This window comes from Pedobacter sp. SYP-B3415, assembly GCF_004138205.1.
Classification (GTDB): domain Bacteria; phylum Bacteroidota; class Bacteroidia; order Sphingobacteriales; family Sphingobacteriaceae; genus Pedobacter.
The window spans coordinates 1-13975 of record NZ_RXNQ01000011.1 but is presented as its reverse complement, the minus strand read 5'-3'; the positions used below and the strand labels follow the sequence as shown (position 1 = coordinate 13975).

At 41.5% G+C, this 13975-nt stretch carries 10 protein-coding genes and 1 pseudogene; 5 read left to right on the top strand and 6 right to left on the bottom strand.

What is annotated here, in order from left to right:
* Window position 1: 1 nt before the first annotated feature.
* A complete protein-coding gene (locus EJV45_RS06005; protein ID WP_129714763.1) occupies window positions 2-2194 on the top strand; it encodes a peptidase domain-containing ABC transporter in 2193 nt (730 codons plus the stop codon).
* On the top strand, window positions 2184-3491 hold the full coding sequence (locus EJV45_RS06000) for an HlyD family secretion protein (protein WP_129714762.1): 1308 nt from the start codon (window positions 2184-2186) through the stop codon (window positions 3489-3491). Before EJV45_RS06005 ends, EJV45_RS06000 begins: the two co-directional genes overlap by 11 nt.
* A gap of 266 nt (window positions 3492-3757) precedes the next feature.
* Here the strand turns inward: EJV45_RS06000 and EJV45_RS05995 are convergent, their stop codons facing one another.
* The 4 genes and pseudogenes from EJV45_RS05995 to EJV45_RS05980 form a co-directional block, all read right to left on the bottom strand.
* Window positions 3758-5668, bottom strand: a complete 1911-nt coding sequence (locus tag EJV45_RS05995; protein ID WP_240755210.1) for a glycoside hydrolase family 97 protein — start codon at window positions 5666-5668, stop codon at window positions 3758-3760.
* Window positions 5669-5726: 58 nt separating this feature from the next.
* Window positions 5727-5966 (bottom strand): annotated as a pseudogene (locus tag EJV45_RS05990) (glycoside hydrolase family 97 C-terminal domain-containing protein); the annotation flags it as partial.
* An 801-nt stretch (window positions 5967-6767) separates the two neighbouring features.
* A complete protein-coding gene (locus EJV45_RS05985) occupies window positions 6768-7283 on the bottom strand; it encodes a hypothetical protein (protein ID WP_129714759.1) in 516 nt (171 codons plus the stop codon).
* 453 nt (window positions 7284-7736) lie between these two features.
* Window positions 7737-8594 carry a PhzF family phenazine biosynthesis protein gene (locus tag EJV45_RS05980; RefSeq protein WP_129714758.1) on the bottom strand — a complete coding sequence of 286 codons (858 nt, stop codon included), beginning with the start codon at window positions 8592-8594 and terminating at the stop codon, window positions 7737-7739.
* Window positions 8595-8740: 146 nt separating this feature from the next.
* Between EJV45_RS05980 and EJV45_RS05975 the strand changes: the two genes are divergently transcribed.
* Entirely contained in the window at window positions 8741-9286 is a 546-nt protein-coding gene (locus EJV45_RS05975) for a Crp/Fnr family transcriptional regulator (protein WP_205942334.1), read from the top strand.
* A 196-nt stretch (window positions 9287-9482) separates the two neighbouring features.
* Here EJV45_RS05975 and EJV45_RS05970 read toward each other — a convergent pair whose 3' ends face one another.
* Window positions 9483-10025, bottom strand: a complete 543-nt coding sequence (locus EJV45_RS05970; RefSeq protein ID WP_129714756.1) for a hypothetical protein — start codon at window positions 10023-10025, stop codon at window positions 9483-9485.
* A 1088-nt stretch (window positions 10026-11113) separates the two neighbouring features.
* On the opposite strand from EJV45_RS05970, the gene EJV45_RS05965 reads away from it, so the two are divergent.
* The gene (locus EJV45_RS05965) at window positions 11114-11959 is read left to right on the top strand and encodes a hypothetical protein (RefSeq protein ID WP_129714755.1); all 846 of its coding nucleotides are present in this window, start codon (window positions 11114-11116) and stop codon (window positions 11957-11959) included.
* A 697-nt stretch (window positions 11960-12656) separates the two neighbouring features.
* A complete protein-coding gene (locus EJV45_RS05960; protein ID WP_129714754.1) occupies window positions 12657-13175 on the top strand; it encodes a hypothetical protein in 519 nt (172 codons plus the stop codon).
* A 596-nt stretch (window positions 13176-13771) separates the two neighbouring features.
* Here EJV45_RS05960 and EJV45_RS19540 read toward each other — a convergent pair.
* The coding region (locus tag EJV45_RS19540) for a hypothetical protein (protein WP_205942333.1) at window positions 13772-13975 on the bottom strand (204 nt) is incomplete at its 5' end.

Below are 13975 nucleotides of genomic sequence, written 5' to 3'. Positions count from 1 at the left end.
CGTGAAAGATTTTCCTTTTTATAAACAGCCTGATGCAAAAGACTGCGGCCCTACCTGCCTGCGCATCATTGCCAAACATTACAAAAAAAGTATCCCGCTCCAGCAGCTCAGAAGCCTCTCTGAAACTACCAGGGAAGGCAGTGGCCTTTATGCGCTGAGCACAGCCGCCGAAACCATCGGTTTTAAAACCCTTGGGGTGAAGATAGACTTCCGGTTACTAAGAGAAGATGTCCCCCTGCCCTGCATCGTCCACTGGAACAAAAATCATTATGTTGTTGTATACCGTATTGATAAAGCAGGCAACGTCTATGTGTCAGATCCAGGCTACGGTTTAATCAGGTACAAAAAAGACGAATTTATAACACATTGGATCGGTGAAAACGCTACCGACCACACCGAGGAAGGAATTGCGTTGGTTCTTGAAACCACGCCGGATTTCTTCAGAAACGATTTTGAGGAGGAAGACAAAAAAACAAGCTTTGCTTTTCTCTCGAAATATCTGTTTAAGTACAAATCACTGATCATTCAGCTGGCGTTAGGGCTTCTTGCCGGCAGTATCCTATCGCTGATTTTTCCTTTCCTTACTCAAAGCATTGTCGATGTTGGCATTCAAAATCAGGATATTAATTTTATATACCTGGTGCTGCTGGCACAGGTGATGCTTTTTATTGGTAAAACAGGTATAGAGATCGTCAGAAGCTGGATATTACTCCACCTCTCGGCCAGGATAAACATATCCATCATCTCAGACTTCTTTATCAAACTGATGCGTCTGCCCATCAGTTTCTTTGATACGCGGATGACCGGCGATATCATGCAGCGCATCAACGACCATCACAGGATCGAGCAGCTGCTCACCACCTCGTCATTAAATACGCTTTTTTCATTAGTTAACCTTGTAATTTTCAGTATCGTGCTGCTGCTGTACGACTACAGGTTATTTGGAGTTTATCTGGTGGGCGCAATCTTATATGTAGCATGGATCAGCTTTTTTCTTAAAAAAAGAAAAGAACTTGACTATAGGATGTTCTCTAATGTTTCGCAGGAGCAGAGCATGGTCATCGAACTGATCAATGGCATGCAGGAAATTAAAATGCACAATGCCGAAAAGCAAAAACGCTGGAATTGGGAGTTTCTGCAAGTCAAACTTTTCAAAATTAAGATTAAATCGCTCTCGCTTGAGCAGTGGCAGTCTGTTGGCGGAGGCTTTATTAACCAAATCAAAGATATTCTCGTGAGTTTTCTTGCCGCAAAACTGGTACTAACCGGCAACCTGACATTGGGCATGATGCTTTCGGTACAATACATCATCGGGCAGTTGAACTCGCCGTTGCTGCAACTGATCGAGTTTATTAAACAGTCGCAGGATGCAAAAATTGCCATGGAACGTTTGGGCGAGATTCACGATAAGGAAGATGAAGAAACCGCACACCGGCAGTATGTGAACGAAATTCCCCCGAAAGACATCTTATTGAACCAGGTTTCTTTCAGGTATACGGGTGCTGATTCATTCGTATTTCAGGATCTAAACCTGGTCATTCCCTATCAAAAAACTACAGCCATTGTAGGTGCCAGCGGCAGCGGGAAAACCACACTTTTAAAATTGCTGACAAAGTTTTACGATCCTGATCAGGGTGATGTAAAGTTAGGCAACACAGATCTGGGTCATATTGCCGCCAGCTACTGGCGTGAGCATTGCGGCACCGTTATGCAGGAAAGCTATATTTTCAACGACACCATTGCCAACAACATTGCCGTTGGTGAAGATGCCATTGACAAAGAAAAACTGCGAAAGGCAGTTGAAATTGCCAACATCAAAGACTTCATAGAAGACTTACCCCTGAGTTACAACACGAAAATCGGCAATGAGGGGATTGGTCTCAGCGGCGGCCAGAAGCAGCGTTTGTTTATTGCACGGGCAGTATACAAATCGCCGGACTATATCTTTTTTGACGAGGCAACGAGTGCCCTTGATGCCAACAACGAACGCGTCATTATCGAAAACCTTGCGCAGTTCTTTAAAGGCAAAACTGCCGTGATTATTGCCCACCGGCTATCAACCGTTAAACATGCTGATAAGATTGTCGTGCTTGACAAGGGCCGGGTTGTTGAAGAAGGTAATCACCAGGAACTGGTAGCCAGCAAGGGAGAATATTACAGGTTAATCAAAAATCAGCTTGAACTTGGAAACTAAAGCAGACTTATTAGAGCGCATTGAACTGCGTTCGGAAGCCGTTCAGGATGTATTGGCACAACCACCCCATTGGATGTTTCGCTGGGGAAATGCCGTCATATTGGGCATCATTTTCATGATCCTGCTCATGAGTTATTTCATCCGGTATCCCGAATTTGTACCCGCAACGATCGTCGTGACTGCGCAGAACTCGCCGGAAAAACTGGAGGCCAGAATAGACTCCCGTATCGAAAAGATTTTTATTAAAGACCATCAAAGGGTTCGCAAAGGTGATATCCTTATGGTCTTGCAATCGACGGCAAATTACCGTGATATCCTGCAATTGAAACGAATGGTCGACTCCATTTCCCCCGGTCAACTCAACGCTTTACCGGTTGCCCGTTTGGCCACCTTCAATTTGGGTGAGTTACAGAGCGATTACAACAGTTTTGCAAAAGCATTTCAGGATGAAAAATTATTTAATAAACTAAAGCCCTATGCTCCGGAAAATATCGCTGCCGATCAGAATATAGCAGCCTATAAAGGCAGAATGGCGATGCTCAAAGAGCAACGCGGGTTGGAACTGGAAAAGTTTGACCTGGTGAAGAAAAATTTCCAACGCGCTCAGCAGCTCTTCAATGCGAAAGTTATCTCCCTGGCGGAATATGAAACCGAAAAAATGAAAATGCTTCAGGCGCGGCAAAGTATCGAGTCGACGAATATTTCAATCTCGCAAACGCAGGAAGCCATTGCCAATCTGCATAAAACCAAAAGCGGCACGAACATCAACACGGAGAAAGACAAGATAAACCTGGCCTCGCAAACCCTGCAGCTCTTTGAGCAATTGCGAAAATCCTTGCGCGAGTGGGAACAAAATTATTTAATTGTATCATCTACAGATGGCACCACAAGTTTTCAGCAGTTCTGGGCTGAAAATCAGTTTCTAAAACGTGGCAACGCCATTCTTACTATTTTGCCTGATCATCAAAAAGGTTTGATCGGCAGAATGCTGGTGCCTGCGGTGAACTCCGGAAAAATTGAGAAAGGGGAAAAAGTGCTGATCAAATTAGACAATTACCGGTACCAGGAATATGGAATAGTAGAAGGTCGGGTGCAAAACATCTCTTTTACACCAGACGACACAGGGAACTATTACGTGGATGTTACCTTGCCCAAAGGCCTGACCACTTCCTACAAAAAAACGTTGGTGCTTGATAAGGAGCTAAAGGGCAACGCAGAAATTGTAACGCAGGATCTGAGGCTCATAGAGCGGTTCTTTCACCAGTTTGCAAAGCTGACAGTGTATCAGGGAAAATAAAGCGGGTAGATTGCGCGACTGTTTTGCACGTTCGTGAATTTTATGGTCTTCGCCGTTTGGGAAATCCAGGCAACCATCTGGTACGGTTGCGTACGGCAATATTTGGCAACTGATATTGTTCAAAAATTGCTTTAATGGTGCCTTCATCGCGGTTGGCAATGTTTGCAACGTAAAAAAAAATAAGCTCCAGGAACCACCCTGGAGCTAGCCAATTAAAACCGGTCTGATCGGGTCAGATGATGAGAGTACCTATATATTATTATCATTTATAAACTGATGATTGCAGCAAAGCCGCCGTTTCGGCTAAGCTTGACCGGAATATGAGATTCTGAATTAACCCGTAACGAATCAACTTTATAGTCCATAGCTTGCCTGTTGGCATTAATACCGTCAGAATAAGAGATGATCTTATATGACTTATTTTTATCTAAGAAGTTCAGATCGATAGATAAATCTCTGGACTGACCATTAGTAATGCCACCAATGAACCACTTTGCACCTTTTCTTTTAGCTACAACGACAACTTCACCTGCTTCTGCAACCAGCGCTTTAGTCTCATCCCAGGTCACGGGAACCTGAGTGATGAAGTCCGTGCAATCCTGATTTTTATAGTATTGCGTCGGATTATCACATAACATTTGCACACCGCTCTCAAAGATCACAAAAAGGGCTAACTGGTAAGCGCGCGTTCCAACACTTGCAGAATTTGGGCGTTTACCGCCGAACACTTCGGGCTGCATATTTATCATCGCACCCGGGGTAAAATCCATGGGACCGACCACGTTCCGGATGAATGGTAAATAAATCGTGTTTTTGGGCTGACAGCCTTCCATTTGTTCCAGACCACGTACACCTTCGTAAGAAATGAGGTTAGGATATTTATGTTCCAAGCCTTTGGGGGTAAAGGAGCCATGAAAGTCGACCAGCAGACCATACTTTGCGGCCTCTTTTGCTACACGTTCGTAATAATTAACCATCCATTGGTCGTTTCTGTCCATAAAATCGATCTTAACGCCCTTAATTCCCCATTCCGAGAAAGTTTTGAATAAACCCATGTTTTTTTCTACGCTAAGCCAGGTCAACCAAAGAATTATATCGACTTTTTTGGTTTTCCCGTATCTGATAAGCTCATGTAAGTCTACCTTTTTGTTAGGTGTGAATGGGTCATGCACCGTTTCGGCCCAGCCTTCATCCATAATGATATAGGGTACGCCATTTTTTGCAGCAAAATCAATGTAATATTTATAGGTATCCAGGTTAAATCCTGATACGAAATTTACGTCCTGTCCATAAGGTGAAGCGGCGTTCCACCATTCCCAGCTGACTTGACCGGGACGAATCCAGCCGGTATTCTGTATGGCAGGTTTGGGCGCAAGTTTTACAGGAATGGTTGTTTCTATGAGTTGCCGATCGTCTGTTGTTATAATGAAATACCGCCATGGGAAGCTACGTTTTCCGTTGGTTAACGCAATGTAGTCGGCCTCTTTGGTAATACGCATGAAACGGTCACCCTGCTGCTTTTCTTCAAGTGCGACGCCGGAAAAAGCTGAGACAAGGCCCTGATCTGCACCTTTAAGGAACAGACAAGGATAATCCGACAGGTCGGTCTCAGCGAAAAGTATCTTGTTGCCGTTTTTCGTATCGATCAATGCAGGTAATGTTGCCATTGCTTTGCTTTGAATCCAGTCTTTTGCCAGCTCATGAGTGTAATTGGTCTCATAATTGGATGTAAAATCCTTTGCGGGCTGCAAATGAAGCAAATGATTATCGGCCACGTTCAACGTAATATTTTCATTTTTGATCTTCACTTTACCAGTTTTATCGCCCTTAAGTTCTGTGAGGATCCGGTAAGCGACACCATCATTAAATGCCCTGAACTCTACAGTAAAACCGTTCCGGAATTTCATTACAAGTACATTGCATGTACTTTGTACGCTGGAGAACTTTAAAGGCACGGCAGGCCGTATCTGCTCGGTGATCTTTGACGTTCGTTGGCTGATCAATTTTGGATTTGTTCCCAGCGATACTTGGTCTACGGTCATCCCCAGTTGGCACTTAGCTAACAAAAGCCGGTCGTTCTGGTATAGCGAATAATAAATCTTATCAGTCAATTGAATTTCGACTTTGATTTTGCCATCCGGCGATACAAGCGTTGCTGCTTTTACTGTAAATCCCATACAGAGGATTATCAGTATTGTATATATAGATCGTTTGGTTCTCATATCTTATGTTATGTTATTCTATAACGGCTGCCCAGCCACCATTCCTGGCAAGTCCAATAGTTAAAGTCTGGTCTTTGCTGACCTCGCTTTTTCTTTTTCTATAATCCATTGCTACATAATTTGCATTAGGTCCGTCCTCGAATGAGGTCATGTGGTAGGCTCGTTTTTCTTTAAGGAAACTGAGGTCGATTTTGATGTCGCGATGTGCGAGGGTTCCGTTTGTCATGGCGCCAATATACCATTTGCTTCCCTTTCTTTTTGCAAAAGCCTATTCATCTTTATCGCTCTCCTTTCTGCCCTATTTCAATTAGTGCCAGTAACAGATCAATTTATATTAGCAACATTCACAGTCTAAACCTCCCTGCGGTGTCATTGTAGCCTGGCCCATCAACAAGCAGGCATTTTGCTTTATTAACTAAGCAACGAGGCTGTTGTCCTCGGGTGCTTTTCATCCGTTGCCTCACCTATTAACCCAGTTTTCCATTTTCAAATATATCTATACCTTCATGAAAGTTAACATCAGCAAGAAGTAACATTGCCGATATTTTGTCAGAGGGTCATGAGGCTTATTCGAAGTGAGATTTTTAGATAAGTACGTAAGCGGATTTCCAAGTCCAAAAGCGAACGCTTTCCCTGTTCTAAAGTAAGATGTGCATCTCAGTGAGGAGCAGGTCAGGCCAATTGTGAATCAAACCCTAAGATAAAGTGGAAAAGTTGATGGAATCGAAAATAATAATATCGATCACTATCAAACTTGAAGAAAACGCTTGTATAGGGTCAACTAATTTATCAGGTAAGCGATACTGTTAGGAATATGAGGGTCGGGCTGCACATGTATTGCTAGTGCGGATTGACTATTGTTGTAAATAACTACAATGGGTAACCTTCGATCCATTACACATGAGGTCAGCAAAAACGCCATGAGCAAAACCATTCTTCTAAAGAACATGCTAGGGTCATTTCTTGGATAATAATTACTGAGAAAGATAGCAAACCTTCGTCAAAATTTTAACAACGGCGGGTTCGCGCTTGTCCGTACCATTGTCACACTGCGCTATTGTTTTTCCATAATGACTTTGCTCGGCAACTTTTGTCCACGGTCGTTGTCTCCCTCTGGTCGAATCATAGGTTGAGTAAACCGAAAAGTGAACTTGCCATCTTCTGAATACAAGGCCTCTACATTTATCGTGTTTTTGGTTATCGGATCCAGCATTGTTCCGCCAAACGGACTTTTATTCCCCATAGAGAGCAACTCGATTGACTCAACTATTTCCTTGGCTACATCCTTGCCATCTATTATCAATCTGGTAAATGTGATTCTTATCGCGTCCGACAATACATCAATTACGGCTGTTTTTATACGTTTCTTGCCAGATTGTATATTGAGTTCAACGCTTTTACTGACATCACTCCATTTTCCGACAGTCTTTGATGTTGAAGTATTTGCAAATGCCTTTCCAGATTGGAAGTCTGCAGCTTTAAGGTTTCTTATAGTTTTCGTTTGAGAACAAGCAAGTAAACTTGTCATAGAAAGGATAGTTGTAAGAAAAATCGTATTAGAAATTTTCATAATGCATTTGTATTCGATAGTAATCGTCTGGTAGTTTTGTCATGGCAAGCATCCGTGGCGCCTACTCCGGCAACCCTACTTTTGGAAATTGAGAGGAAACAATATTGTGGCGACCCGCAAGCTTGCGCTAAACGCAAAGCTATATATTGTACACCTGGATGCATTAAGTCGCCGCACCAAAACAAAAAAAATTGAAACATGTTTTGCAAACCAATGGTCTATCCCGGCAATGCGATATTCCCGAAGATGGAGATAAAGTACATTAAGAAAACCTTTGGGTGGCGATTAACTTAAGTACAGTATGAACTTATGATACATTTTGTATTAAATAATTTAAAGGGCGTTACGGCCCACTAATTTTTTAAGATATACCTGAGAGTTCTTTATTACATGATTTTTAATGGTTTATATAATCTATAAGGTAGCATTGCTTAAACTTTCATATTTAAATTCTTAAACATCAACTTGGACATCACCAACCAAATTTGCATTTCCACCGGCGAAAAGTTTGGATATTTTGCCGTTTTCAAGGTGGAGATCAACTTGGATTAAACTTTTTGATGGCGTTTCCATAAACTTGCCCTGTTCAATTAGATAGGCAGATTGCGGTTTGTCGAATGCAAACAGGTAACAGGCCAGAGGACCGGCTGCCATACCAGTTGCTGCTTCTTCCAGGATGCCATAGGCCGGGGCAAACATGCGCGTTGTAGCATCAAAATGCGACGGTGCTGCTGTGCTGAAAACGTAATAACCAATAAGGCCATACTTTTCAGAGATAGTAGCGATTACCTCGTAATCCGGACGTAAATCACGTAACACATTTTCATCAGGAACCCTGATAATCAAGAAGGAATTGCCTGTATCAACTATCAATGGCCGGCTTTCTTCAAAAGTATTCACCAATTGCAAGGATTTGGCAACAACAGGGAGATCACTGTCTTCCAAATCGATAAATTTTGGCGCATTTTGCTGCATAAATACCTTGTCTCCAACAAGAAGAATGTCACGACAGCCGTCAATTGTTTCCTTAGTGTATTTATCCTTTTCATCAATTTTTCCAAGCTGTTGCAGGAATGAAAAAGCTGCTATCGTTGCATGTCCGCAATGTGCTATCTGCCTGGAAGGCGTAAAGAAGTCCAGTTTAAAGTCTGCAATTTCCGAAGAGCTTATGAATACAGTTTCTGATACGCCGGCCTGGCTGGCAATTCGTTGTTTGTGTTGCAATGATAGGTCGTCCGCATTTAAAACAATTCCGGCGGGATTACCACCTGCCCCATTGCTGGTAAAGGCATTAACAATTTTTATTTCCATACCGCAAAAATAAACCGGTGCATTTGCGTCAACGAACACATAGGTTATGAAAATTCATTAACCTATGTTAATTTTAGGTTTGCAATGCTATTATGGAAACTGGCTTGTTACATCCACTCATCAATCATTTACAATGTCGAGGTGTCGTGCTCACAGACGCCGATATTCAAAGTCTGTCGCAGACATTCAGATACCGGAAATACCGCAAAAACCAGTATCTGTTACAGCAAGGCGATATGGCCCGGTATGAAACTTACGTTTTAAAAGGCATGCTTCGTACTTATCTGGTTGATAGAAAGGGCTTGGAGCATGTCATGAAATTCAGCCCGGAGGACTGGTGGGCCGGGGATTTGTATAGTTTACATATGGAAAAACCGACCAGTTACAATATAGATTGCCTGGAAGACACTGAAGTTTTACAAATCACCCGGGATGATCTCGAAATGCTAAAGAAGGACATTCCGGGATTAAACGATTATTACCAGATACTGTACCGTAATTCCGTAATTGCTTATAACAAGAGGGTCGCTTCTTGGCTTTGCAATTCAGCAACCGAACGTTATGTTGAATTTATCGAGCGATATCCTGACATTGACCGGCGTGTTTCCAATCATCAGATAGCATCTTACCTGGGCATAGCCCCTGCAAGTCTCAGCCGGATAAGAGGGCAGTACTTCAAATCAAAAACTTGATTGGCGAAAATGCTTATGTCGAGATCCAGGGAAGGAGACAATGCATAGCACCACATCATTGACATCGCTTTCCTTATATGATATTTTTATCAATTTAATGATCTGGTCCCTGTCACTTGCATGAGAAAAACCTGTATTCTTTAAAAAATTAGTACACTTTTTAACCTGAAAGGTATTACCGAGCGAGTACAAAGGCTTAATAATATTTTTTCAGATCCACCATGAGCAAAAATGGACGAAGATAAATTAAGCTTTCGACTTTCTTTTTCTTTATACGTTGAACTGCATAGTCTATGCCGAAAAGAGCTGTAAGTTTTTTATAGCTTTGTGATATATCGAAACTACGGTCTCTTTGATTATTGCCCCTGAGTTGGATACCAATTGGTTTAATAATCCTAACAGAACTTTCTGCAAAGTCATGCTTCAGTCTGGCCGTGATCAATACAGAGTCTAGTCCACTTGAAAAAAGCGATTTTCCTAACTCCTTGTCGCTAAAAGAGATAGTAATAGACTTTCTGGCCCCAGGAGCATTGTTATAGTTAATCTCCAGGGCTAAAGAATATATGTTCACTGAATCTTTAAATTTCTTCAAGCCGTGATTTAAAGACTTTAACAAGAGTGAATCTATAATCGAATCTAATTTTGCAGGACTTTGTGAGAAAACGCGAGAATCTAATGTTAGGGACACAACACTAACAATTAAAATAACCAACGATCTTACTGTTTTTCTTATGGACATGGCATAATTTCTTTAGTTCCAATGATATGTTCCCCGACAATTGATTCAAGTTGATCCTTACTTAGATCTAGGATTGCCATTTGCATCCAAACCAATCTGAGATACCAGCGTATTTTCCATACTTGAAGTACCTTCACACATCAAAGGCCTTCTTCTGCCACTGCTCCCCGATGGGCCCGTACATAGTTATCCGCGGTTAAGGTGAACTCCTTTCATTGCCCTTCAAAAAGATCAACACCTTTAGGTCACTCTCCACCTTCCGCTAATTCTCCGAGCATCTTTGTTAGATAGCAGCGTTTTTGCATGATCACATAAACCATTGGCCCTCCCGCTGCAACTATCCTCTATCATCAATAGACAGGCATGCAAGATCTCTTTTGGGATAAGTCAAAGAATTTGGCTAAGATTATCAAATGTAAAGCTAGGCTCAACCTCGAGGGTATTAAACACACCTATTCTGCTAAGTGGATTACTTTAATTTTGTTTGATATGAGTTTGTGTTGTTTTGTCGGTCTATTTGCCAATACAAAAAATACAATCTTTGATTACAAAATAGTTACAAATCAAAAGAAACAAGTGAAGCTCATAAATTATTGATTTTACAATATAGATTAATGAGTAACGCTTGTGGAAAACTTCTAACATTTGAGCAAATGAATATTATTATCACATAAAATCTGCACACTTTAGGCGCCTCGCAAATCGTCACACAAAATGGATATAGCGGTTTGGTAAACTGGACTGATTCAATCAAATAAGCTCTTGTTTCCAAATTGTCCATGAAAACCCATTTCTAACATTCATAACTTACTTTTAATTCATACGTGTCGCCCAGCTCCCATCACAAAAAGGATCCTTTGGCTTTTAAATATGTTGTTGTCGCCCCAAGAAAAATCAAGGCTTATTCAGCGTGAGATTTCCGGATAAGTGAAGACAAAGATACCCAACTTCAAAAGCGAACGATTTTATGGTTCTCAATGAAGACGTGCATTCCGTGAGGTACTAATTCCCGATGGTGGCTTTCTCTTTTTATAGTATTTGTGTTTCTTTGCTTACAAGGATGTGTCAAGCTTAATTCTAAGCACACTATGTCACCAAAAGACGCAAACCAAACTGAATCTAAAATTCGGAATTGGCTTTCTGACAGTTCTCATGGAAATACTCTTAGAGAACATCTCGTCCGTTCAATAGAAAAGTATGCTGCTTACGACAAAATATCTATCAGAACGAATAAATATGGTGAACGAACAATTGCAATACCTATCAGTAGCGAAATAAACTCTTTGCTAATCACTGATAAAAAGGCTCAGGCGTATTTGTTCATCGTAGAAACTACGGAAGACAAAACAAAGTCAGCAGCGATAATAACATATCTCCCCGAGGGGTCAGCGAAAATTAATGAGGCTAGCATTCATAACGTAATGTATGCCGGACCTGTGGAAGCTTCTGGGGTGTACAGCATCTTTAATCTGAAAGGCAGGTTGTCTTGCAAACTCGGTTTCAAAGATTCCAAAATGACAATGCGCGCACATGTTTGGCGAAGTGATGAAATTAGTCAAGATGAGGAATTACTTGCGAAGGCTAAAAAAATAAAAAAGGGTAGGATAAAAGGGCAGGACAATAAAGTCGCCGCGTGTACGGAGTATTACCTTGTCACAACTACACTATGGACTGATGGTACAACGATAACAGAAGTTGAATATCTTGCAACCATCTGCGATGATGAAGACGCCGGTGACGGCGGCGGATCTGGCGGCGGAAATGCTGAAGAGCCGGATGAGCCAGAAATAGAAATACATATCCAGGGTTCGTTCAGTGAAGAAGGAACGGATTTCACAGACGACGATTTTGGATCCCTTGAGGGGCTTGGAAGTGGTGGCGACACTGGAGGTGGCGTAGGAACAATTGATGATAGTCCAAATCCTGGGCATTGATTTAGCCAAGATTATCTGTTCAATTACACTTACGATGTATATACTTCGCATAAAACGCCACTTTATAAATTGAAGTTGGCCCGAACAACAAGCCGACTGCGCACCCCGCTAATTTATATTATCATCAGGTTCAAACAGGTTAGGTGACGAGAAATATAGCTATCTTCGGTTGGACCTCTAATGGTGAAACACAAGTCGGTCCGCACCATGTCGAACTCACTTGGCCTCGTGGTGTGAATTGGCGTTATACATTTCATGATTTGAATTATACAACATCTAGAAATACGGCACTTATGCATAAAAAGACCGTTAACATGCGACGGTCGATGTGAAGTCTGTTTAAGTGAAGTTGCTTATGTGATTTCAGCAGTACAACCGTATATTACCAGCATTAATTGCACAAGCGATAACTGGAATTCGATCTTATCGCCCGCCACTATCTCTGCATAAAATGAAAATCCTGTCCTATGACACGCATCCCATTATGTTCAATCCGGTCTCAATCTTATCAACCGTTGGTTTCACCGTTTGGGCTTGATTCGGTTCCACCTTGTCACCGGCGGAGATAGCATGGACTTATAAGTAGAAGCAATCCAAGCATCTCGCTGTATGCTTAAAAAAGGCGGCGTTATCGTAATTAGACATTTATCACGAAAGCACTCTTAAATCTTTTCAACAATAGGAATCCAAACTGTCAATGAGAGTTTTTTTTATTACATATTTTGTGTTCTTGTCGATAGGCTGTGCTGCTCAACGACCTCTTAAACCGGGATCGTTTAGCGTTTCGACAAGATCTGTAATCATCACAGAAAGCAGCTCACCGGACAAAAAAGGTCTTTTTGGCGTAAGATTTCCAGATAAGTACGACAAGGGATTCCCAAAGTCAAAAGTAGATGCTTTCCGTGTTAGAAAAGAAGATATTCATTTTAGTGAGGAACAGGTGAGAGAAATCGTTGCTAAAACCTTCCGGTCAAAGATCAAAAATGTAGGACATTCCATGGTAATCATAGCAGTAAACATCAAATTTGAACAAGACGGCCGTGTGGCATCAATTATTTACTCAGTAAGCGACAAATTTGCAGTAGTTACTATCGAAGATTTGGCGACTATAGACAAAGAGCTTCGGGAAGATTTGAAGGCAACGTTTTCAGGCAAGGACTATTTGGATCATCAAATAATTTCATACCCGATAATTCGAATCGACCTTTGCGAGTAAGAAGAGACTCCCCTATCTTGACAGAGTTTGATCAGCGCTGTTCTCAAACTGTTCATTTAGACAAAGTCCTCGACAAAAACATACTGGATAGAGCTTCAACGCCTCACTATGTATAATAAACCATCTCCTACTCATGAACCGTCATATTTTCAAATGGGTCAATGCAATCATTTGCAGGCGGTTGCAGATGCCAATAATAGCCATACATCCTCGAATCGGTCGCGGTGTTGACATTGCGCTCGCGATTATCATCATGGAGACAGGGGTTTGATTTCTGAGGGTTCGTTTGTGCGTACAACACCATACGTAGGTGAGAATAGACGTTTTCGATAAGCTTGAAATATCGATCTTCGAAATCTTCGGGGAGGTAGCTCTGCCGAAATTCAGGATTGAGAATAACCCGTCACTATTTAACATAGTGTTCAAATTGGCAAATACGCTGGGGTTGTTGCCAATGTTCCGTTTTGAGTTATCTTATTTACGGTATCTTCTACTGGACAATTCCCTAGTTGATTCAATAATACATCAATCAGATAGTGAAAAACCTAATAGTTTACTTTTTAACCTGAAAGGTATTACCGAGCGACTACAAAGGCTTAATAATATTCTTTCAGATCCACCATGAGCAAAAACAGACGAAGATAAATTAAGGTTTCGACTTTCCGTTTTTTTGTACGTTGAACTGCATAGTCTATGCCGAAAAGAGCTGTAAGTTTTTTATAGCTTTGTGATATATCGAAACTACGGTCTCTTTGATTATTGCCCCTGAGTTGGATACCAATTGGTTTAATAATCCTAAC